2 protein-coding genes are annotated in these 1757 nt (G+C 74.0%); both read right to left on the bottom strand.

What is annotated here, in order from left to right; genetic code table 11:
* The coding region (locus O3Q52_RS52750; RefSeq protein ID WP_269655495.1) for an aminoglycoside phosphotransferase family protein at nt 1-695 on the bottom strand (695 nt) is incomplete at its 3' end.
* A 46-nt stretch (nt 696-741) separates the two neighbouring features.
* Nucleotides 742-1757, bottom strand: a 1016-nt coding sequence (locus O3Q52_RS52745) for an aminopeptidase P family protein (RefSeq protein WP_269655494.1), incomplete at its 5' end; no start/stop codon positions are given.

The following is a 1757-nucleotide window of genomic DNA, read 5'->3' as shown; positions in this document are numbered from 1 at the left end:
GCGAGAGCGAGGCCCGCGATGTCCTCGGCCGGGTCGCCGACCACCGCGCCGGTCCAGTCGAGGACGCCGCGTACGCGCCCGTCGGCGCTGACCACGAGGTGTTCGCCCTTGAGGTCGTGGTGGACGAGGAAGGCGGCGCCGGGCTGCGCGGCGAGCTGGACGGCCGCGGGCGCGGTCAGCTGCTGGAGCCGGGCAGGGTCGAACTCGTCGGCCGCGGCGAGCTGTTCGGCGGCGCGCTCGGCGGCGGTCCGTAGCACTTCGAGGGACCGGGGCGCGGCCCTGGGCACGCCGAACGCCTCGGCCTGGCGCTCCGGCACCTCGCGCAGTCCCGTGAGCAGTCCCGCCAGGTCGGCCTCGCCCACGGCGGAGACGTCCTGCCGCTCGCCGGAGCCGCCCGGGATCAGCGTGTCGAGCGTGTACGTCAGACCGCTGGCCCACTCGCCGCGCGCGATGCTCACCGGCACGGAGACGCCGATGTGGGGGCGCACCAGGTCGCGCAGCCGCAGTTCGCGCCGCTGGCGCATCGAGGCCTCGCGGTCCGGGGCGAGCCGCAGCACATGGCGTGCGCCCACGAACCAGGTGGAGTGCTCGCCGCCCTCGGCGACGGGCCGGATCTCGGGCCCGCCGCCGTCCGGGAGGAGGGAGCGGACGAGGCGTCGCACGGTGTCCGCGGTGGGTGTCGCTGCCTGGGTCATGGTCGCGCCGTCTGCCGTTCGGGGTCCGGGGGTCTCCTGGGGGTGGTCAGTGCACGACGGCCATCTCCCGGGAGGTGTTGTTGAGGCGGCGTCCGCCGTCCTCGGTGACCGTCACGATGTCCTCTATGCGTACTCCGAAACGGCCCGGCAGATAGATTCCGGGCTCTACGGAGAAGCACATCCCGGGCACGAGCGGCTGTTCCTCGCCCTCGATCATGTAGGGCGGTTCATGGGTGGTGACGCCGATGCCGTGCCCGGTGCGATGGATGAAGCGGTCGCCGTACCCGGCCTCGGTGATGTGCGCGCGGGCGACCCGGTCGACGTCCTGGCAGGCGATGCCCGGCCGTACGGCCCGGAACGCCGCCTCCTGGGCCTCTCGGACGACGTCGTGGACCCGCCGCTCCTCGGCGCTCGGCTCGCCGACGTGCACGGTGCGGGAGGTGTCGGAGCCGTAGCCGTGCTTCAGTCCCCCGAAGTCGAGGACGACCATGTCGCCGTTCTCGATGACGCGTTCGCCCGCCTCGTGGTGCGGGTTGGCGCCGTTCGGTCCCGAGCCGACGACCGTGAAGTCCACCTGTGAGTGCCCGAACCGCCGCAGCAGGTCGGCGAGATCACCGGCGACCTCCGACTCGCGGCGGCCGGCGAAGGAGACCTTGAGGATCTCCTCGTACGTCGCGTCCGCGGCCGCTCCCGCCGCCGCCAGCCGCTCCAGTTCCGCCGCGTCCTTGACGGCCCGGAGCATCGGGAGGCCCTCGGTGAGGGAGACGTACGAGGTGCCGGGCAGTGCCTTCTGGAGGCCGAGCAGGTGCAGCGCCCAGGCGTTGTCGCTGACGCCGAAGCGGCCCGCGGCGTCGAGGAGCGGGGCCGTCGTCGCGTAGGGGTCCTTGCCGTCGGTCCAGTCGCGCAGGGTCAGCGCGGGCGCGCCCGCCGCCTTCTCGGCGTCCGGGGCCTCCAGGGTGGGCACGACGAGTACGGGGTCCTGTCCGGCGGCGAGCACCAGCAGGGTGAGCCGCTCGATGGCCGCGGGCGGCGCGTAGCCGGTGAGCCAGACGAGGTCGGGGC

Source organism: Streptomyces sp. ActVer (assembly GCF_027270795.1).
In the GTDB taxonomy this organism is placed as follows: Bacteria; Actinomycetota; Actinomycetes; order Streptomycetales; family Streptomycetaceae; genus Streptomyces; species Streptomyces umbrinus_A.
The sequence above is the reverse complement of the archived record's forward strand: the minus strand, read 5'-3'. Positions and strand labels throughout refer to the sequence as shown.